The organism is Streptomyces sp. WP-1 (assembly GCF_030450125.1).
GTDB classification, from domain to species: domain Bacteria; phylum Actinomycetota; class Actinomycetes; order Streptomycetales; family Streptomycetaceae; genus Streptomyces; species Streptomyces incarnatus.
The window spans coordinates 2,804,607-2,823,777 of the sequence record NZ_CP123923.1 but is presented as its reverse complement, the minus strand read 5'-3'; the positions used below and the strand labels follow the sequence as shown (position 1 = coordinate 2,823,777).

13 protein-coding genes, 1 tRNA gene and 1 pseudogene are annotated in these 19,171 nt (G+C 69.7%); 11 read left to right on the top strand and 4 right to left on the bottom strand.

Translation table 11 applies throughout. From position 1 onward, the window contains the following. Position 1 precedes the first annotated feature (1 nt). From QHG49_RS11930 to QHG49_RS11910, 5 genes are all read left to right on the top strand, one after another. Positions 2-1,060 (top strand): PLP-dependent transferase, encoded by a 1,059-nt coding sequence (locus QHG49_RS11930; RefSeq protein WP_159704995.1) that lies wholly within the window; start codon positions 2-4, stop codon positions 1,058-1,060. Continuing rightward, on the top strand, positions 1,054-2,106 hold the full coding sequence (locus QHG49_RS11925) for a hypothetical protein (RefSeq protein ID WP_159704997.1): 1,053 nt from the start codon (positions 1,054-1,056) through the stop codon (positions 2,104-2,106). Before QHG49_RS11930 ends, QHG49_RS11925 begins: the two co-directional genes overlap by 7 nt. Then, entirely contained in the window at positions 2,096-2,860 is a 765-nt protein-coding gene (locus QHG49_RS11920; RefSeq protein ID WP_301489365.1) for a trans-aconitate 2-methyltransferase, read from the top strand. Before QHG49_RS11925 ends, QHG49_RS11920 begins: the two co-directional genes overlap by 11 nt. Before the next feature lie 11 nt (positions 2,861-2,871). Continuing rightward, on the top strand, positions 2,872-4,197 hold the full coding sequence (locus tag QHG49_RS11915; protein ID WP_301489362.1) for an acetyl-CoA carboxylase biotin carboxylase subunit family protein: 1,326 nt from the start codon (positions 2,872-2,874) through the stop codon (positions 4,195-4,197). A 63-nt stretch (positions 4,198-4,260) separates the two neighbouring features. Further along, positions 4,261-4,743, top strand: coding sequence for an SAM-dependent methyltransferase (locus QHG49_RS11910; RefSeq protein ID WP_159705006.1), 483 nt, complete (start codon positions 4,261-4,263; stop codon positions 4,741-4,743). A 19-nt stretch (positions 4,744-4,762) separates the two neighbouring features. Here QHG49_RS11910 and QHG49_RS11905 read toward each other — a convergent pair whose 3' ends face one another. Together QHG49_RS11905 and QHG49_RS11900 are read right to left on the bottom strand one after the other, a co-directional pair. After that, positions 4,763-5,323 (bottom strand): response regulator transcription factor, encoded by a 561-nt coding sequence (locus QHG49_RS11905; RefSeq protein WP_301489360.1) that lies wholly within the window; start codon positions 5,321-5,323, stop codon positions 4,763-4,765. Further along, positions 5,313-6,284 carry a pyridoxal phosphate-dependent aminotransferase gene (locus tag QHG49_RS11900; protein ID WP_301489358.1) on the bottom strand — a complete coding sequence of 324 codons (972 nt, stop codon included), beginning with the start codon at positions 6,282-6,284 and terminating at the stop codon, positions 5,313-5,315. Before QHG49_RS11900 ends, QHG49_RS11905 begins: the two co-directional genes overlap by 11 nt. An 851-nt stretch (positions 6,285-7,135) precedes the next feature. On the opposite strand from QHG49_RS11900, the gene QHG49_RS11895 reads away from it, so the two are divergent. Further along, positions 7,136-9,121 (top strand): TerD family protein, encoded by a 1,986-nt coding sequence (locus QHG49_RS11895; RefSeq protein ID WP_301492756.1) that lies wholly within the window; start codon positions 7,136-7,138, stop codon positions 9,119-9,121. A gap of 804 nt (positions 9,122-9,925) precedes the next feature. Further along, on the top strand, positions 9,926-13,222 hold the full coding sequence (locus tag QHG49_RS11890) for an AAA domain-containing protein (protein ID WP_301489355.1): 3,297 nt from the start codon (positions 9,926-9,928) through the stop codon (positions 13,220-13,222). Positions 13,223-13,248: 26 nt separating this feature from the next. Here QHG49_RS11890 and QHG49_RS11885 read toward each other — a convergent pair. Both QHG49_RS11885 and QHG49_RS11880 read right to left on the bottom strand, forming a co-directional pair. Continuing rightward, positions 13,249-13,542: pseudogene (locus QHG49_RS11885) on the bottom strand (restriction endonuclease); the annotation flags it as partial. Positions 13,543-14,268: 726 nt separating this feature from the next. Further along, a tRNA-Arg gene (locus QHG49_RS11880) sits at positions 14,269-14,340 on the bottom strand. A 108-nt stretch (positions 14,341-14,448) separates the two neighbouring features. Here QHG49_RS11880 and QHG49_RS11875 point away from each other — a divergent pair. The 4 genes from QHG49_RS11875 to QHG49_RS11860 all read left to right on the top strand — a co-directional run bounded on the left by QHG49_RS11875 (position 14,449) and on the right by QHG49_RS11860 (position 19,171). Next, on the top strand, positions 14,449-14,991 hold the full coding sequence (locus tag QHG49_RS11875; protein WP_370530568.1) for a response regulator: 543 nt from the start codon (positions 14,449-14,451) through the stop codon (positions 14,989-14,991). A gap of 294 nt (positions 14,992-15,285) precedes the next feature. After that, entirely contained in the window at positions 15,286-16,284 is a 999-nt protein-coding gene (nrtL, locus tag QHG49_RS11870) for an ArgS-related anticodon-binding protein NrtL (RefSeq protein ID WP_301489352.1), read from the top strand. A 56-nt stretch (positions 16,285-16,340) separates the two neighbouring features. Next, a complete protein-coding gene (gene lysA / locus QHG49_RS11865; protein ID WP_145491215.1) occupies positions 16,341-17,732 on the top strand; it encodes a diaminopimelate decarboxylase in 1,392 nt (463 codons plus the stop codon). 149 nt (positions 17,733-17,881) lie between these two features. Then, a complete protein-coding gene (locus QHG49_RS11860) occupies positions 17,882-19,171 on the top strand; it encodes a homoserine dehydrogenase (RefSeq protein ID WP_159708571.1) in 1,290 nt (429 codons plus the stop codon).

Below are 19,171 nucleotides of genomic sequence, written 5' to 3'. Positions count from 1 at the left end.
CATGCACCCTTCCGCACCGACCGCCGCGGTGACGGCGTCCCCGGCCCCGGCCCACGAGCCGGCCCGCCGCGTCGAGGACGCCTTCGCCGCCCTGCACGGCGCCGACACCGCGCTGCTGGTCCCCGGTGTCGTCGCGGCCACCACCGCCACGTTGCTCGCCCTCACCAACCCGGGCGGCCACCTCATCGCCTCCGACCAGACCCCCGACCCGCTGCGCGGCGTCCTCACCCAGGAACTCGCGGGGCTCGGCCGCACGGTGACCTTCGTCGACAGCACCGACGCGGACACCGTCCTGACCGCCGTACGGCCCGAGACCCAGGTCGTGTACACGCAGTCCCTCAGCGATCCGCTGATGCGCCCGGCCCCGCTCAACGAGATCGCCATCCACGCCCAGATGAACGACCTGCTGCTGGTCGTGGACAACACCGCGCTGTCCCCGGCCGAACTGCGGCCCCTGGAGACCGGCGCCGTGATCGTCATCGAGGACACGGCGCCCTACCTCGACGGCTGGGGCGACGTCGGCGCCGCCCTCGTCACCGGCCTGGACCGGTACCTGCCGAGGATCGCCGAGCAGTGCGCGCGGCTCGGCGGCGAGGTGCCCGACTGGTCCGCCCATCTGCTCGAACGTTCCCTGTCCACCCTTCAGCTGAGGATGACCGCGCAGCGGGACGGCGCCGAGCGGATCGCCGGGATGCTGCGCGCCCACCCCGCCGTACGGGCCGTACACCGGCCGTCGTTCGACGAGGCGCCCTGGGCGCTGGAGACCCACCGGGGCTTCGGCGGGCTGCTGTCCTTCGAGGTCGTACAAGAGATCCACGACCTCACCGGCATCCTGGCCGCCTGCGACGGCGGCCACACCCCCCTCGGCAGCACGGCCCGGCTGCCTGCCCGCACCAGCCACGCCCACCTCAGCGAACGGGTACGCCGGGAGAGGGGCATCACCCGCCGACTCGTCCGCCTGGCGGTGGGCGTCACCGGCGCGGACGCCCTGTCCGGCCGGCTGCGGCGGGCCCTGGACACCGCCCTCGCACAGCGCAACGGAGGTGACGAGCGATGCTGAACGGCGTCGACCTGCACGCCCGGCAGTCCCTCGCCGAGCAGATCGGGGAGGACTCCTGGGAGGCCCAGCTGAGCATCGGCGTGGCGGCCCAGCCGGCGGCGGCCGACCGCTGCCGGGTCCACACCGAACCCATGCGGCTCGGCTCCACCCGGGTGGCCCGCGCCTTCGGCATCGACCAGCGGTTCGGGCCCGGCGCCGACGGCTGCCTCGACCCGGTCGGCTCGCTGCTGGTGGCGCTCGGCGCCTCCGTCGCGGACAGCGTCGTCACCGAGCTGTCCGGCGCGGGCTGCGGACCGGCGCTCCTGGAGGTGCTGCCATGCGCCGAGTTCGCGGCGGACGGCGCCGCCAGACTCTCGTACGAGATACGGCTCGACGGCGAGGTCCCGGCCGAGCAGGCCCGGCGGGCGGTGACCGCCGCCCGCGCCCGGGGCACCGCCCACCGCACGCTGGAGGAGCCCAACGACATCAAGGCCGTGGTGCAGACCGCGAGGGACGTGCACCTGACCAGCCCGCCCGCCGGCCGCGCCACCGCGGCCCCCACCGCCGTCAGACGGCGCACGGCCCGTGTGATGTGGGAGATCGGCACCCATGTCCTCGCCGAGGTCGACGGCGTGCGCGCCGAGTCCGACCAGCCCAAGCAGCTGTTCGGCGCCGACCTCGCGCCGAGCGCCCAGGAGTACTTCCTGGCCGCGCTGGCCGCCGAGGCGCTCGGCTTCGCCGACCCGCGCACCGCCGCACCCGGCGAACCGGCCGACTCCGTGCACGCCTCCGGCCGGATCGACCTGCGCGGCCCCTACTCCACGCGGGACGCCCCCGTCGGCCTGCGCAACATCCTCGTCCAGCTGCTGCCCGCCGACCCCACACAGGCCGGTGAGGCCGCACCGGACGCCGTACGCCGCTGGTTCGCCGAGGGCGACGCCCTGCGGCTGGTCAGGGACCCGCACCCGATCGAGGTCCGGCTGGTCCTCGACGGCATCCCGGTCCCCGTACCGCCCCCCGAGAACGACCGCACCACCGACACGAAGGAACCGCACCGTGCCCCGTGAATGGGATGCCAAGACATACGACTCGCTGCCCCTGCCGCACCAGCAGTGGGGCAAGCGCACCCTCGGCAGGCTGAATCTCAAGGGCGGCGAGACCGTCCTGGACGCCGGCTGCGGCACCGGCCGGGACACGGCCGCGCTGCTCGACCTGGTCCCCGAGGGCCGGGTGATCGGCGTGGACGGCTCCAGCCGGATGCTCGACCAGTTGCGCGCCAAGCTGGCCGACCGGCTGGACCGGCTGGAGGTCCTCCAGGCCGACCTCACCAAGCCGCTGCCGATCTCCGGCCAGGTCGACGCGATCACCAGCGTGGCCACCTTCCACTGGATCACCGACCACGCGGCGCTGTTCGCCAACCTCGCCGAACAGCTGCGGCCCGGCGGCCAGTTCGTCGCCGAGTGCGGCGGCCAGGGCAATGTCGCCCTGATCAACGCGGCCGTGGGGGAGGTGCTCGGCAAGACGTCCGAGGACGAGCCCGAGGGCAAGGACAAGGTCTGGTACTTCGCCGGTGTGGAGGAGACCACCGAGCGGCTGCGGGACGCCGGGTTCACCGACATCGACGTCAACCTGCTGCCCGACCCGGCGCGGCTGGAGCCCGGCGAGCAGCTGTGGAGCTACCTGGCCACCGTCGTCCTCGGCTCCCACCTCGACAAGCTCCCCGAGTCCGACCACGAGGAGTTCGTGCGCGCGGTCGCCGCCCGCCTGCCCGAACCGGTCGTCGACTACGTCCGGCTCAACATCACCGCCCACCGGGCCTGACGGAGGCACCCATGGCACACTCCGCGCTCCCCACCCTGCTGGTCGTCCACGACCGGGGCTCCGCCACCGCCTGGCGCATCCTCTCGGCGGCACGCGGACTGTGCCGGGTGATCTTCCTGTGCGAGCCCCGGAACCCTTCGTATGACAGCGAGTTGGCGCAGCTCGGCAGGCACGCCGAGATCGCCGACACCACCGGGCTCGGCGAGGCGGAGGTGTGCCGGCTCGCCGAGAGCCTGGCCCCCGCGGGCGTCCTCACCTTCAGCGAGCACCGGCTGCGCCTGACGGCCGCGATCGCCGAGCACTGCGGGCTGCGCTTCCACTCCCGCGCCACCGCGGCGGCTCTCACCGACAAGTACCGGCAACGGCAGGTACTTTCGGAGGCGGGCGTCCAGCACACCGGATGCGTCCTCGTTCGCGACCCGGAGGAAGCGGCCGCCGCACTCGACCGGGTGGGGACACCCGCGGTCCTCAAACCGCGGCATGGCGCGGGCAGCGTGGATACCTGCCTGATCACCTCGCCCGGCGAACTCCGCTTCCATCTTGCGGAGTTCACCACCGACGGTGAGCGCGACTTCGTCCTGGAGGAGTTCCTGCCCGGGGACCCCACCCGGACCGGCCCCGGCTGGGCCGACTTCGTCTCCGTGGAGTCCCTGGTCGTCGACGGCGAACCGCGCACCGCCGCCGTCAACGGAAAACCGCCGCTGGTCCCGCCGTTCCGGGAGACCGGCCATGTCCTGCCGGCCCCGGTGACGGCCGAAGTCGCCGCCGAGGTCGAACGGCTGGCCGAGGCGGCGGTGCGGGCCCTCGGCATCCGGCACGGCATCACCCACACCGAGATCAAGTTCACCCCCCGGGGACCGAGAATCATCGAGGTCAACGGGCGGCTCGGCGGATTCATCGCGGAGATCGTGCAACGCCGCACCGGCTACGACATGGTGGCCGCCGCCCTGCGCCTGGCCCTGGGCCTGCCCATCACCGGCCCGGACCCCGCCCGGCTGCACGGGGACCGGGTGACCTTCCAGTACCTGCTGATCCCGCCCCCCGGCCCGCTGCGGCCCGGCCCGCCCGCGCTCCTCGACGACCTCGGGAACCTGCCCGGCGTCGACCTGGTCGACGTCTCCCCGGCCGCCGACTGGCGGACCGACTGGCGCCGGGGCACGATCGGCGCGATCGGCACGGTCTACGGATCGGCCGCCGACCACACCGAGCTGAGGACGCTGTTCAGCCAACTCGGCGAGCGACTCGACCAGTTCTGGCGCGATACGGACCTACCGCGTACCGGCGCGCCACGACCGATCGATACGGTGGACCACTCGATCGACGTATCGACCCTTTGACGTATCGATCCTTGACGCGTCGACCCCTGTACGTGTCGACCCTCTGAACGAAAGGCGCTACTCATGCCCGAGAACAGCACTCCCGCCGAGGTGGTTTTGGTTCCGGTGGGCCAGGTGGTCGGCGGACGGTCGGAGGTCCGCGACGACGACTGGGGCGGCGAGACGGCGGTCATCCGCCTGGACGCCGACCAGTACGGCCCCGAGGCGGTGGCCGGCCTGGACTCCTTCTCCCACCTGGAGATCGTCTTCCACTTCGACCGCGTACCGGTGGCGAAGATCGAGACGGGGGCCCGGCACCCGCGCGGCAACACCGACTGGCCGCGCGTCGGCATCTTCGCCCAGCGCGGCAAGAACCGCCCCAACCGCCTCGGCGTCTCCCGCTGCCGCCTGATCAAGACCGACGGCCTCGACCTCCACGTCCAGGGCCTGGACGCCGTCGACGGCACCCCCGTCCTCGACATCAAGCCGTACATGAGCGAGTTCGGCCCCCAGGGCGACACCACTCAGCCCGAGTGGGCCACCACCATCATGCGCGACTACTACTGACCGTACGACGGACGGCCTTCTACAGCGGCTGCAGGCCGAGCGCGACGCGGGTGAGTTCCGCCTTGTTGCCGATACCGAACTTGGATCGCACCCGCTTCACGTACGTGTCCACGGTGTGCTGGCTGATGCCGATGCGCCGGGCCACCTGGCCGTGGGTCATCCCCGACGCGATGAACCGGAGCACCTGCTCCTCGCGCGGCGACAGCCCGGCCGGCGCCCGGTCGCCCGCGGAGACCGGCGCGCGCCGCTCCACGGCGGCGTGCACCTGCCGCAGCACCTGGTCCGGCGTCGCGTCGGCCCGCACCACGACGACGTCCGGCGCACTCCCGCGCCACACCGCCCGCTCCGGCACGTGCTGCGCCAGGGTGTCCTCGACCAGCAGCACATCGATCCCGGCCCCGGGCTCCGGGAAGCCGTCGGCCGAGGCGAAGACGACCTCGCAGGGCGACTGCGTGGTCAGCAGATGCGTGAGCCCCATCAGGACGAGCGGCCGCACCCCGCAGATCGCCGTTCTCGTCCCCTGACCGTCGCCCGTCGGAACTGTTCCCGGGCGTTCGAGCGTGACCGTCTCAGTGCTCATCGGCGCCTTCCCCGTAGATCTTGTTGATGCGTTCGATCGCCTCGGCCACCCGCTGCGGTGGTGCGGCGGTGAAGCAGAGGCGGGCCCAACTGCCGTAGTGCGCCCCGAAGTTTCGACCCGGCACCAGACCGACCCCGAACTCGGCACACCGCCGCACGAACCGCTCGCCGTTCCCCCAGGCCCGCAGATCGAGGAACGTGTACAGACCGCCGGACACATCCGTGTGCGGCACCTCCAGCGTCGAATCCGCGAGCCACCAGGCCGCCGCGGCACGATCCCGGCGCCGGTCCAGCTCCGCACGCGGCGTCCGCAGGGCCTCGTACGCGGCGAACTGCGCCACGGTGGGGACGGCCCCGCCCGTGTACCGCGCCCAGACGGCCGCGGTCGCCGCCGCCCCCGGCGGGCAGACCAGGTACCCGACCCGATTCCCGGGCATCGCGTACGTCGTCCCACAGCTGTGCACCGAGAACGTCCGCTGCGCCGCCGCACCGATCCCCGCGATGTCCGGGAACCCCTCCCTGGTGAAGTCGTACCCGTCGTACGTGTTGTCGGAGATCAGCCACAGATCGTGCCGCTCGGCCAACTCCACGAGCATCGCGAGCCGCCGCCGATCGAGCCGGTACCCGGTCGGATTGTTCGGACTGTTGAAGTAAACGGCCCGCGTCCTGGGCGTCAACGCCCCCTCGACGGCCCCCACCAGATCGAACCCGAAACCCCCGGCCCCGAGTTCCAGGAAAACCGGCACCTCCCGCACCACCCCACCCGCGGCCCGCACCAGCCCGGCGGCATCCGGCCAGTGCGGCGAGAGCACCAACACCTCATCGTCCGCCCGGAGTACGGCCCGAAACGCGATGGAGAGGGCGTGCGTGGCCCCACCGGTGACCAGAACCTGCTCGGCCGGCACCTGTCCACCCCGCCAGCCGCTCACCTCCCGGGCGAACGCCGCCCGCAACTCAGCCACCCCACCGACCGGCACCTCCTCATCCGGCCCGACCCCGAACTCCCCCTCCCCCCAATCCCGAGCCCGCGCACAGGCCCCGAACACGGTCCTCCCCCGATGCAACGGAACGGCCTCCCCCCACCCGGAGCCCCGCAGCAACTCTTCGACATGTTCGACGTACTCACCGGAGCAACCGAGAGCACGGGGAAGGGAGGGCATGGGAGGGGGCTCCTGATGACGGTGTCGGACCGGGCGCGGGGGCGATACGTCAGCTGCTGTCGCCCGAGAAGACGGAAACGCTGTCGTGACCGGCACCCCAGTGGGTATCCCGGGGCTCCACACCGACGGCGGCCGGGACGACGCCCCAGTGGGTATCCCCGGGCTCCACTGCGGCGACGACCGGGGTCACACCCCAGTGCGTATCCCCGGGCTCAGCCGCAACAGCCTGCACCGGCCCCCCGACCACCAACACCGCCACCAGCCCAACCACCGACCGGCCCACGCCCCTGGCCTTCATCATCACTCTCTCCCCATCCCCAGACCGTCCCTCCGCCGGGGCCACCCCCCGAACAAACCCCATCCCACCCCCACCCCCTTTCGAACGCCCTTCCGTCCCCCCAACCCGCCCACCACGCACGCCGGAAGCGGATGAGAAGAAGACGAGAAGGAACGCCTGCCGGTGTGCGGTCAGGACGACGTCGCGAGATCACCTCCATGAATGCTGCACAAATTCCGCACGACTCCTACAGCCGCAGTCCTGTGGGCACTACAGTCATCCGCGCGTGTCTGGTTACGCAGCACTACGCATAGGGCAGCTGGGGCGGGGCGCTCTCATGCTCAGGTTGCATCGCTTTGGGGGCTTTGTGCGCGAGATGGTCATGGGCTCGAATGTGTCTCTTTCGGCCCTGAGTGAGAACGCCAATTCGGTGATCGTCAGCCTCGGCTGGGGGAGTCCGACCGGCGAAGGGGACGCCGATGTGTCGGTTCTCCTGCTGGACGCGAACGGCAAGGTCCGCAGCGACACGGACTTCTACTTCTACAACAACCCGGTCGCCGCCGACGGAAGCGTGCAGCTTCTGGGCAAGACCCCGGCGGCAGACGGAAGCGAGGACCGGATCAGCTTCGACCTGACCGCGGTCCCGTCCGAAGTCGCCCGCATCGTCGTGGCCGCCAGCCGTTACGAGGGCGCCCGTTTCGGAGAACTGGAAGGTGTGAAGCTGTCGTTGGCGGACGGGAGCGGTGAGGAACTCCTGCGCTTCGCCGTCGACGACGCCGACTCGGTGAGCGCGATCATCTTCGGCGAGCTGTACCGGCGTGAAGGCGAGTGGAAGTTCCGCGCCGTCGGCCAGGGCTACGCCACGGGTCTCGCCGGTCTGGCCACGGACTTCGGCGTGGACATCGAGGACGACGCGGCGGCAGAGGAAGAAGCACAGGGCGACGCCGGCATCGACGCGCCGACGGCAGCCGTTCCCGCTCCTCGCCGGCCCGACGACGAGGCCGAGCCGAGAAAGCCGACCAGACGACCTCGTACCGCCAAGAAGAGGGTCACTCTGCCCAAGACGGCGAAGAAGACACTGGCGGAGAACGAGTCGTGGAGGGAGGCCAGGCTCTTCCCGGTATCGATGCTCAAGAGCGACCGGGACCGTGAGATGCGCGCGACCTCGGTGCTGCTGTCGGTGATGGCGCAGGTGCCGGAGTTCGGCAGGAGACTCACCGCGGCGTTCGGATCGCCGGCCGGCCGTATGGAGACCTTCACCGAGGTCACCCTCCCCCATGGCGACAGCCCGCGGCGTCCCGACGGAGTGATCCGTGTCGAGCGGGCCGGAAAGCTGTGGACGGCACTGGTCGAGACGAAGACCAACGGCAACGCGCTCAAGGCCGAACAGGTACAGGCCTACATGGACATCGCCGCGCGCCGTGGCTACGAGGCCGTGATCACTCTGTCGAACGACGTCGCCCTGGAGGGCAGCCCGCTCGTCGAGGTGAAGATCGACGGGCGGCGCAAGCACAAGGTGGCTCTCTGGCATCTCTCATGGGCGGAAGTCGCCCACCAGGCTCAGGTGTTGATCCGGCACGAGGGGGTCGGCAACGCGGCACACGCCTGGCTCCTCCAGGAACTGCTGCACTACCTTCGGCACGAGAACTCCGGCTGCCACGGCTTCCAGAACATGGGCCCGGCCTGGGTCCCGGTGCGCAACGGGATCGACGACGAAACTCTCTGCCAGGGAGATCCGCGCGCACTGGAGGTGGTGGAGAACTGGGAGCGGCTCATCCGCCAGGTCTGCCTCCGGCTGGGCGGCGAACTGGGCCAGAAGGTGCTGCCCGTCCAACGCCCCAGACGCGGGACCGACCCGAGGGAACGACGGGACCGCCTCGCCGACCAGCTCTGCCTCGACGGCAAGCTCCAGGCCGAGCTGCGCATCGAGGGAACCCCCGGCGTCCTGGCGATCAGCGCCGACCTGCGCACAGGCAGGCTCCGTACCTCCATCGAGATCCCCGCACCCGAACAGGGCTACCCCCTGTCATGGGCGAAACGTCTCGTCCGACGCCTGGCCGACGCACCGGCGGACCTCCACATCGAGACCCTCCTCGAAGGACAGACAGCCGGCCCCCGAGGAACCCTCGAACGACTCCGCCCCGAACCTGCCGACATGCTCCCCAAATCGAACACCACCCAGATCCAAGCCTTCCGCCTCTCCCTCTTCAAAACCATGGGCAGCACCCGCGGCAACGCCGAATCCGGCTTCATCCGCAGCGTCAACGACGCGATCCACCGCTTCTACACAACGGTGGCGATCCACTTGGACGCGACAACACCTCTCCCAGCGTTGTCCAAGAAGGGGACAATACCGACCTGATACTGACTGGCCACCAGTCTTCCCAAGTTGGACCCTGTCCTGCGTTTCGATGCGATCGGCATCGTTGAGGCTTTGATGAGTCACTGCACCAAGTACAGCGGCGGACCAGGAGAGATACCAAGCGCATGTTTGAAGTAACAGATAGCCAAGCTTAGTTGTAAGACCTACTGTCAGAGTGAGGGTCCGTGGTGGTCTGTGTTTTCGCTGCGTTGCAGGTGAGTTGGGGCGCTTCATTGACCGGGCTACTGCCCGGTTGGGGTAGCGGTCAGGGCTGCTGGGGCCCGACCCGACCAGCCGCTCCCGGGGTGTTCATGAATAGGCGTACAGCCTTGACACGTGCTTGCTCCCGCGGCATACGCCCGCGCAAACGCTAAGGCTCCGACCGCACTTTACCCGGGCCAGGCAACTTCCATGATGCAGCGTCATGATTTCTGTCTCGCGCATGTCCCGCGTTTTGGAAGAGCGCGGTTCATTCCGGTACGGAACCCAGGCCTTGATCGCCTTCGCGCACGATCCGGAGAGCGCGGTGAGGTCTTCTGGATCGGACATAAGTGTGGTGACGGGTCCTGGGCGGGCAGCGCGGTCGTACTCGATCTGCCGGGTGGCGGCGTAGGCGGACAGGCCGGAGGAGCTGCTAGGGGTGCGGGTGGTCTCGCGCGTGCTCATATGCTATTGAGAATGTCGCTGGATCGAATGTGGCGCCCGAGTCGCTGCTTCACCTTGGCGAGATTGTCGGTGGTAATCGCCTGGCCGTCTTGGTACCACGGGATCAAGATCCAGGTGGCACGGTGATAGCGGGGGAATGTGGGCTGGCAGGAAGAAGTCGTCTCGGCGCTGGATGCCTGGGTGGCTCATGAAGGCGTGCCTGCGCGGGAGCCGCGGTGGCGTCTTCTCGGACGAGCAGTACGGGGTCGAAACCCCGGAGAGTACGTCGTCGACGTGCGCGGCTCCGACATCGGGACGGACCAGCTCCAAGGCGACAGCCTGAGACTGGCCGGGTCCGACGAGAACGGCGTCGACGCCGGCTACTCCGTACTCGACGTGTTCAAGGACGGCACCGCTCTTCGGGTGCGCGTACCCGAGTTCGCGGACCCCGCTGACCCGCATCTGTGGATGAAGCCGCAGCCCACCGGATTCCTGGTGAAGGCCCTGCGTGAGGGGCTGGCCGCTCTCACCGACGCCCCGCTGGCCCACCTCATGGCCCGCGGCGAGGCGGGCACTGGCCGGCTGGCCCCGACCGGACCGCCATCGGGCGTGCTCCTGCCGGCGCAGGACCTTGCCTACCGTGCCTGTACGGGCGAAGGGCTGTGGCTGGTGTGGGGGCCGCCGGGCACTGGCAAGACCACGGTCCTCAAACGGGCCATCGGCGACCTGATCGCACGGGGCAAGCGCGTCCTGTTGGTCTCTGCCACCAACATCGCCGTGGACAACGCCCTGTGGGGTGTGATGAAGGAGCGTCGTCACGCGGACGGTGAGATTGTCCGAGTGGGACCGCCCCACCTGCGGGAGGTCGCGGAGGATGCCAGTGTCTGTCTCACTTTGATGGTGCGCGAACGGCTGGCCGAAGCCGATGAACGACGTCGCGTGGTCGCTTCCCAGCTGGTCGAAATCCGGGAACGAGCACGTCAGTTGGAGGAGCTGGAGCGTAGCCTCACGGACTTCGACGCAGTGGAATACGCGGCGGACCGCACCCGACTCGACGACGCCGCGCGTACTTCCCGGGCTCTGGAGAGGGCGCGCGATCAGGCACACCGAGAAGCCCGGGCGGCGGCGGAGACGGTCGCCCGGCTGGAGAACGACCACCATTCTGCGGTTGCGGCGTTCAAGGCCACGGAGCAGGCCCAGGCAGACTGGAAGACGCACGATGAGCATCAGGAGCGCCTCACCCACCTGCGCACGGCGGTCTCCGATCTGGAGGCGAATGCGTTGCTCGCCGAAAGCGCGTACGCATCGGCTCGGGGCCGTCTGGACAGACTTGAACAGTTGAAGGGTTTCGCGAGGCGCCGGGCCAAGCGCGACCGGGAAGCGGCGCGCGCCGACCTGGAGACGGCACGCACGAAGGCCGAAGAAGCCAGGAGGAAAGCCTCAGCCGCCCGATCTGTTCTCGCCGGGCAAGAGGAATCCGTAACGGGTCGACTTGTGGAGCTCCGTGCGCGGATACCGTTCAGCCAGAAGGAAATCGCACTCCGGCGGACGACACTTCGCACGGTGGCGAACGACCTGGAGCAGGCCCACCGCACCCACAAGGTTCTCGCCGCACGCTGGGCTCCGCTCGTCCGAGAACTTGGCCTCTCGCAGGACGCCGAGGCGCGTGTCGCGGAGGCCGATCGTCTCGGCCACCCCAGGCGCCACGCCCTCGCGGCAACCTTGAAACCCCAAGTCGCGGCGGATCAGAAGAACCACCTGGCTCTCGAACGCCTTCACCGTGAACTCCAAGAGGAGTACGACAAACTCGCTCGCGACGCCCAGGGTGAGATCATCCGCAGCGCGAAGGTCGTGGCCACCACGCTTGCTCGCTTTCGCACCACAAAGGCGGTGTTCGAGGGTGAGTACGACGTTGTCCTGGTCGACGAGGCGGGAGCCGCGAATCTCCCCGAGGTCCTCCTCGCCGTGGGCAAGGCCAGGACGACGGCCGTTCTGCTCGGAGACTTCATGCAGCTCGGCCCTGTCCTGCCGAAACTCGACGGCACGAAACGCCCCGATGTCGCCCGCTGGATCCTGCGCGAGGTGTACGAACACTTCGGCATCGAGTCGCCAGCGGCTGCCGTCAACCACCCCGGCTGTGTCGTCCTCGACGTCCAGCACCGCTTCGGCCATGACGTCATGAGTCTCGTGAACACCCTCGCGTACGACGGCGTTCTGAAGCCCGGCCCCGGTGTCGAGCAGCGGGCCGCGCGGCGGGCACCGGACGACGCCGAAATCGTGATCATCGATACTGACGGGCTTCAGAGCCTCGCCCAGACCCACCGGACGGGTCGCCGCAAAGGATGGTGGCCGGCCGGCGCCCTGCTCGCCAGGGCGCTGGTCGACCTGCACCGCGAGGACGGCGAAGACACCGGTGTCGTCACGCCGTACCCGGTGCAGGCGGAAGCCACCCTGGAGGCACTCCGGGACCACGAGGCAACCGGCGGCCGGCTTGCCGAAGTCGGAACCGCACACCGTTTCCAGGGCCGTGAGTTCCCGGTGGTCGTCTTCGACACCGTGGAAGACGACTATGGCGACGGCCTCTGGATGTCCCAGGCCACTCGGGCCCCCGAGGCGACAGCCTGGGCCCGTAATGGCGTACGGCTCTTCAACGTGGCAGTCACTCGCGTACAGACCAGGTTGTACGTCATCGGAAGCCGAAGCCGCATCCTCGCCGCAGGCGAACAGACGGCCATGGGCAAGCTTGCCGCACTCATCCACGACCGGCGCGCCAAATGGGTGCCCGCGACCCAGCTCGTCGCCCCCGGCGGACAGCCCGACATCCCTCTCGGTCCGTTCAGCACCCGCCTCGCCGACGTACTCTCGCGCCACGTGGAGGTCACTGACGTCCACGACGAGATCTCTTTCTACGAGACGTTCGCCGACCGCCTGGCCGAGGCCCGCACCTCCCTGTGGATCTGGTCCCCCTGGACCGCGAAACGCCTCATCAGCCTCCTCCCGGTGCTGGACGACGCGGTGCGCCGTGGAGTGCGCGTGACAGTCTTCGTCCGCGACCCCCACGACTCGGGGCAGAAGAAGCAGTCCCACCTGGTCAAACGGCTGCGGGCCGTGGTCCCCACCGTCGTCTCTGTCAACGTCATGCACCAGAAGATCGTCGTCATCGATGAGCACACGGTTCTGCTGGGCAGCCTCAACTCCCTCTCGCAGAGCCGTTCCCGCGAGGTGATGCTGACCATCAAGGGCGGCCACTTCGCAGGCAAGATCCTCGCTCACGAACATGCGGAGGACTTCGCGAAGCCGCCGCGGTGCGGTTCGTGCCGGGGAGACGATGTGGATCTGCGGCGTCGACGCGACGGCTCCTGGTACTGGAGATGTTTCAACCGGGCCTGTTCGGCACGGCAGGGCTCCCGTGCGTGGGAAACACCGGTGCGTTTCGGGTCGGGGCGTCGATGCTGAGCCGGGCGAATCCACACCAGGTTGGCTCCGTCGAGGAGTTCGAGGCGTCCGTGCTCGTTGGCGAATGCCTCGCTGGTGCGGCCGAACCAGGAAGTCGTCACAAGAATGCCCTTGGCTGCCCGCTTGTGTTCCACGACTCCCGCGAGTGCTGGAACAGTCTCGAACGGCACCACGTTCTTGGTGCGTTTCGCCTGGATGACGCACAACCCCTTCATGACGGGATCAGTGTTCATCGCGACCGCGTCGACACCCTCGTCCTTTGACGGCTGGGTGTTCACGCTGTCCAGACCTATGCCCGCCACGACGTCCAGGCTATCCATGAGGCGGAACTTGGACAGGTCGGATGTGACCAATGGCCGCACGGGCTCCAGTTCGTGCGGGTTCGGCGAGATCATCGACCGCAATCGTTTCAGACAGGCCCGCGGATCGACCTGGGTCAACACCAGCTGACTGAATTCGTCCTGATCTGTCTGGAGAGTGATCAAGCACGGATGTACGTCTCGCCCTGTGGCGCGGTCGATGGTGGCCACGTGCCCGTTCAAGGCGCTGGACCGGACCACCCCCTCGGTGTCAGCGGCGAACAAGTCGTGCACGGTACGCAGAGCCGTCTGAGCCAGGACCGATGCGTACAGCTCCTTACGCTCCTTTTCCGGACGCGGCACAGGCATGATCTCGTCACGCGTTTTCACATAACGGTATGCGCGAGCCGCAGGAACCACGCCTTCCAGCGACAGGTCTATCTCGACCGGTAGGTCGCCCGTGTCCGCCTGGTACGAGACTCGATGCACCTTCGGGAAGCCAAGTGGATACGTGGAAGCGGCCAGGACCTGTGGGCTGCTCGCATGGTCGCTACTACACCGCCGCATTCGCCTTTTCTCGCCGCGAGTCGGTACCTGAGATGTCGAAGCACGAGCCGAGGATGCCAGTCAGTGCGAGAACGCTGAGGGAAAACAAGAGAGGGCGGGAGCCAGTGAGACTGACTCCCGCCCTCTTCTGTCGGCATCCGCCTTGGTCAAGTCACAACTTCAACTTTTTTGACCTGCGAGTGCCCCCGGCAGGATTCGAACCTGCGCACACGGCTCCGGAGGCCGTTGCTCTATCCCCTGAGCTACGGGGGCGTGTCGGTTGCGGAGCGTTGTGCTCGCGGCGACGGGTAGAACACTAGCAGGTCCGGTGGGGTGATCAGGAACCCGGTTGTGGGGTGGGGTCCCCTGTACGGGGTGGAAGTGGGGAAAACCCGGACGCGGTGGCCCGGGCGGTCCTACTCTCGAGTTGTGCCGGGCGCGTCGGGCCGGGTGCTTGTTGTCGACGACAACAAGGTCATCCGGCAGCTGATCAGGGTCAATCTCGAGCTGGAAGGGCTCGAGGTCGTGACCGCGGCCGATGGTGCCGAGTGTCTGGACGTGGTGCACCAAGTGCGGCCCGATCTCGTGACGCTCGACGTCGTCATGCCGCGGCTGGACGGGCTGCGGACCGCCGCCCGGCTCCGTGCCGACCCCCGTACGAACCACCTGCCCCTCGCCATCATCAGCGCCTGCACCCAGTACGAGGTCGAGACCGGCCTCGATGTCGGTGTCGACGCCTTCCTCTCCAAGCCCTTCGAACCCGCCGAACTCGTGCGCCTCGTCAAGCAGCTGATCCAGGGCCGCGCCGGGCGCGGGGGAGCGGGCGGCGGAAGAAGAGGGGGAGGCGGAGGTGGGGACGGAAGTGGTGACGATGACGACGACGGGCTCGCGGATGGGGTGGCCGGCGGGGTTTCCATCGGGTGAGCCGGGCGCGACTGTGCCTGACGGGTCCGGTTCGTAGAATTCCGGGTTCGAGGGGGCGAGGGGAGCGTTCCGCCCCCACCGGCCAGGGAACCCCACCTCCGCCTCACTCTGGATCCCCGCCCCCATCCGGCCAGGGAACCCCACCTCCGCCTCACCCCGGACCCCCGCCCCCATCCGGCCAGGGAACCCGGCCGCCATCTCCCCGCCCCCAGACCCCCCACCCCCGAACCCCACCCCGTCTCACCAGAGAAACCGGCTCGCCCTCCCACCCCCCTCCTCCCCTACCCTTGTCCCGTGACCCCCGTCGAGCTGTCCCGCACCGTGCTGCACGCGGTGCGTTGTGCTGTTGACGAGGGGCAGCTCAGCGTCGTCGTGCCCGAGCGGGTCGTGGTGAGTGAGCCGGGGGCCGGCGGATGCGGGGAGTACGCGACCAATGTCGCGCTCCAGCTCGCCCGCGCGGCCGGGAAGCCGCCGCGCACCGTCGCCGAGATCCTGCGGCCCCGGCTCATCGCGGCGGACGGCATCGAGGACGTCGTCGTCACCGGGCCGGGGTTCCTCAACTTCCGGCTCGACCGGGGGGTCGATCCGCTCCAGGACCTCGTACGGGAGATCCGCGCACAGGGGCAGCGGTACGGCCATGGGGGCGCCCTCGCCGGGCAGGTGCTCGCGTTGCGGGTGCCGTACGAGGTGCGGGCCGAGGTCGTGGCCGACGCCGTCGTACGGATCGTCGCCACCCAGGGCGGGCGGGCCACCGTGGAGCACGGTGAGCCCGTCGATCTGCGGCCCGTGCCCGCTTTCGAGGACCCCGCGCCGCTCGGGCCCGACGCCGCCCGGTGGGCGCTGCTCCACCCCGCCCCGCACGACCGGCCCCGCATCACGGCCGACCATCTCGTCCAGCGTGAGGGCAACCCCTTGTTCCGGGTGCGGTACGCCCACGCCCGCGTCCGGTCCCTCGGCCGGGGTGCCGCCCGCCTGGGCTTCGCCGCCGAGCCGGGACCCCTGAACACCACCGAGGCCGACACCGCGGCGGTCACCCCCGCCCTCCACACCCCCCTGGCCGACTACCCCCGCATCCTCACCGCGGCCGCCACCCACCGCGCCCCGGACCGGCTGGCCCGGCATCTCGTCACCGTCGCGGATGCCGTGCTGCCCTTTCTGACCTGTGTGCTTCCGATCGGCGAGGAGAAACCCTCGGCCGCCCACCGGGCCCGGCTCGCGCTTGCCGAAGCGGCCGGGACGGTGCTGGCCGGCGGCCTGTCCCTGCTCGGCATCGACGCACCCGAACATCTCTGAGGGGACCGAGAACAGATGTCCCCCAGAGAAAGACAGAGAGTCTGAGAGCCACCGTCATGAGCCGTTCCGCCCACCCCGCCGGGCCCCGCCACGCCGATGTCCTGCCCGAGGGGCACTACTCCGCGCCGCCCACCGACCTCAACGTGCTCGACCACAAGGTCTGGGCGCAGACCGTCGGCCGCGGCGAGGACGGGGTCGTCACCGTCGGCGGGGTCCCCGTGACCCGGCTCGCCGAGGAGTTCGGCACACCCGCGTACATCATGGACGAGGCCGACTTCCGGGCGCGGGCGCGCGCCTGGCGCACCGCCTTCGGGTCCGACGCCGATGTGTTCTACGCGGGGAAGGCGTTCCTCTCGCGTGCCGTCGTGCGGTGGCTGGCGGAAGAAGGGCTGAACCTCGATGTCTGCTCCGGGGGCGAGCTGGCCACCGCGCTCTCCGCCGGGATGGATCCCGAGCGCATCGCCCTCCACGGGAACAACAAGTCCGTCGCGGAGATCACCCGTGCCGTGGAGGCCGGTGTCGGGCGGATCGTGCTCGACTCCTTCCAGGAGATCGTGCGGGTCGCCCATATCGCGCAGTCCCTGGGCAGGCGGCAGAAGGTCCAGATCCGGATCACCGTCGGCGTCGAGGCCCACACCCACGAGTTCATCGCCACCGCCCACGAGGACCAGAAGTTCGGTATCCCGCTCGCCGGCGGGCAGGCCGCCGAGGCCGTACGGCGGGCGCTGCACCTGGACGGGCTCGAACTGATCGGGATCCACTCCCACATCGGCTCGCAGATCTTCGACATGTCCGGCTTCGAGGTGGCCGCCCACCGCGTCGTCGGACTGCTCAAGGACATCCGCGACGAGCACGGCGTCGAACTGCCCGAGATCGACCTCGGCGGCGGCCTCGGCATCGCCTACACCAGCGACGACGACCCGCGCGAGCCGCACGAGATCGCCAAGGCGCTCGGCGAGATCGTCAGCCGCGAGTGCGAGGCGGCGCGGCTGCGCACGCCCCGGATCTCGGTGGAGCCCGGACGCGCCGTCGTCGGCCCGACCGCGTTCACGCTCTACGAGGTCGGCACCGTGAAGCCGCTGGAGGGGCTGCGCACGTACGTCTCCGTCGACGGCGGCATGTCCGACAACATCCGCACCGCGCTGTACGACGCCGAGTACAGCGTCGCCCTCGTCTCGCGGGCCAGCGCTGCCGAGCCGATGCTCGCCCGGGTCGTCGGCAAGCACTGCGAGAGCGGGGACATCGTGGTCAAGGACGCGTTCCTGCCCGCCGATCTCGCGCCGGGCGACCTCATCGCCGTACCGGCCACGGGGGCGTACTGCCGGTCGATGGCCAGCAACTACAACCATGTGCTCCGGCCGCCCGTCGTCGCGGTGCGCGACGGCGAGGCCCGGGTGATCGTCCGGCGCGAGACGGAGGAGGATCTCCTGCGTCTCGACGTCGGATGAGCCCCCGGAGCGCGGGGTGGAAGATCTGCGGTCCGCACACCCCGCGAAAATGAAATAAACGTCTCAGGATCCGGACGAAGGGTAGAAACTCCCGTCCGGTGAGTGAGACTGGTCCAACCGTCTACGGTAAGAGGAAACGAGGTCGGATGATGCGTACGCGTCCGCTGAAGGTGGCGCTGCTGGGCTGTGGGGTCGTCGGCTCAGAGGTGGCGCGCATCATGACGACGCACGCCGACGACCTCGCCCAGAGGATCGGTGCCCCGGTGGAGCTGGCCGGGGTCGCCGTACGACGCCCGAGCAAGGTGCGCGAGGGCATCGACCCGGCCCTGGTCACCACGGACGCCACCGCGCTCGTCAAACGCGGCGACATCGACGTCGTCGTCGAGGTGATCGGGGGGATCGAGCCCGCCCGCTCGCTCATCACCACCGCGTTCGAGCACGGCGCGTCCGTCGTCTCCGCGAACAAGGCCCTGCTCGCCCAGGACGGCGCCGCCCTGCACGCCGCCGCCGAGGAGCACGGCCGGGACCTCTACTACGAGGCCGCCGTCGCCGGCGCCATCCCGCTGATCCGCCCGCTGCGCGAGTCCCTGGCCGGCGACAAGGTCAACCGGGTGCTCGGCATCGTCAACGGCACCACCAACTTCATCCTCGACAAGATGGACTCCACCGGCGCCGGCTACCAGGAGGCCCTGGACGAGGCCACCGCGCTCGGGTACGCCGAGGCCGACCCGACCGCCGACGTCGAGGGCTTCGACGCCGCCGCCAAGGCCGCCATCCTCGCCGGCATCGCCTTCCACACGCGGGTGCGCCTGGACGACGTGCACCGCGAGGGGATGACCGAGGTCACCGCCGCCGACTTCCGCTCGGCCAGGCAGATGGGCTGCACCATCAAGCTGCTCGCCATCTGCGAGCGGGCGGCGGACGGCGCGTCCGTCACGGCGCGCGTGCACCCCGCCATGATTCCGCTGAGCCATCCCCTCGCCTCCGTGCGCGGCGCGTACAACGCCGTCTTCGTGGAGAGCGACGCGGCCGGCCAGCTGATGTTCTACGGCCCCGGCGCCGGCGGTTCCCCGACCGCCTCCGCCGTGCTCGGCGACCTCGTCGCCGTCTGCCGCAACAAGCTCAACGGCACCACGGGGCCCGGCGAGTCGGCGTACGCCGCGCTGCCGGTCTCCCCGATGGGCGATGTCGTCACGCGGTACCACATCAGCCTGGACGTGGCCGACAAACCGGGTGTCCTCGCCCAGGTCGCCACGGTCTTCGCCGAGCACGGGGTGTCCATCGACACCGTTCGGCAGTCGGGCAAGGACGGCGAGGCGTCCCTCGTCGTCGTCACCCACCGAGCCCTGGACGCGGCCCTGACCGGCACCGTCGAGGCGCTGCGCAAGCTCGACACCGTGCGGGGTGTCGCCAGCATCATGCGGGTTGAAGGAGAGTAA

Excerpts from the sequence above, each read along its gene's own strand:
- QHG49_RS11930 (WP_159704995.1), top strand. The coding sequence starts at position 2 with ATGCACCCTTCCGCACCGACCGCCGCGGTGACGGCGTCCCCGGCCCCG.
- QHG49_RS11925 (WP_159704997.1), top strand. The coding sequence starts at position 1,054 with ATGCTGAACGGCGTCGACCTGCACGCCCGGCAGTCCCTCGCCGAGCAG.
- QHG49_RS11915 (WP_301489362.1), top strand. The coding sequence starts at position 2,872 with ATGGCACACTCCGCGCTCCCCACCCTGCTGGTCGTCCACGACCGGGGC.
- QHG49_RS11910 (WP_159705006.1), top strand. The coding sequence starts at position 4,261 with ATGCCCGAGAACAGCACTCCCGCCGAGGTGGTTTTGGTTCCGGTGGGC.
- QHG49_RS11905 (WP_301489360.1), bottom strand. The coding sequence starts at position 5,323 with ATGAGCACTGAGACGGTCACGCTCGAACGCCCGGGAACAGTTCCGACG.
- QHG49_RS11895 (WP_301492756.1), top strand. The coding sequence starts at position 7,136 with ATGGTCATGGGCTCGAATGTGTCTCTTTCGGCCCTGAGTGAGAACGCC.
- lysA (WP_145491215.1), top strand. The coding sequence starts at position 16,341 with ATGAGCCGTTCCGCCCACCCCGCCGGGCCCCGCCACGCCGATGTCCTG.
- QHG49_RS11860 (WP_159708571.1), top strand. The coding sequence starts at position 17,882 with ATGCGTACGCGTCCGCTGAAGGTGGCGCTGCTGGGCTGTGGGGTCGTC.